The following is a 703-nucleotide window of genomic DNA, read 5'->3' as shown; positions in this document are numbered from 1 at the left end:
TCCTCTAATCCTCTCAATATTCTATTTTCTCCTAAAATTACAAGTTTTGGTCCATATGTTTCATTTTCATCATATATGTTAGCTTTTTTTGCTTCTTCTACATTAGTTGTATCAATTATTTCTCCGGTATCTTTTACTCTTGCTGTATATTCTATATAAATAAAATCTTTATCTTTAAACATTATTAGCCCTATGAATAGTTAAGATCAAGGTTTTTAAAACTAGTGAAACAGTAGCTACAATAATATAGTTACTCAACTAATAATGATTAAATATTCTGTCCCTATAAGTAGTTTTATAACTATTAAATAACTTAGGTGGTTCTGAAATGAAATATAAGGTAAAAGATATCTCGTTAGCAGACATGGGTAAAAGGCAAATCGAGTGGGCTGAGATTCATATGCCAGCCTTATTAGAGATAAGAAAAAGATTTGCCGTTGAGAAGCCACTCACTGGTATTCGTGTGAGCGCAGTTCTGCACGTTACAAAGGAAACGGCAGCTTTAGTTAGAACATTAAAAATAGGAGGAGCCGAGGTTGCATTGGCAGCTAGTAATCCACTGTCCACTCAAGATGAAGTAGCAGCAGCATTAGCCAATGATGATATTTATGTGTTTGCATGGAAGGGTGAAAATGAAAACGAATATTACGAGAATATAGAAAATATAACAAAAATACATCAACCTGATATAGTTATGGATGAT

Annotated in this window: 1 protein-coding gene and 1 pseudogene; one reads left to right on the top strand and one right to left on the bottom strand. The window is 32.6% G+C overall.

The genetic code is table 11. The features are described 5' to 3' along the window. A pseudogene (locus tag DMP16_RS10530) lies at positions 1 to 182 on the bottom strand (peptidylprolyl isomerase); the annotation flags it as partial. Positions 183 to 328: 146 nt separating this feature from the next. On the opposite strand from DMP16_RS10530, the gene DMP16_RS10525 reads away from it, so the two are divergent. Continuing rightward, positions 329 to 703 (top strand): adenosylhomocysteinase (locus DMP16_RS10525; RefSeq protein ID WP_185957876.1); only part of this gene is annotated, 375 nt, incomplete at its 3' end.

This window comes from Sulfolobus sp. B1, from assembly GCF_007050195.1.
In the GTDB taxonomy this organism is placed as follows: Archaea; Thermoproteota; Thermoprotei_A; order Sulfolobales; family Sulfolobaceae; genus Saccharolobus.
The sequence above is the reverse complement of the archived record's forward strand: the minus strand, read 5'-3'. Positions and strand labels throughout refer to the sequence as shown.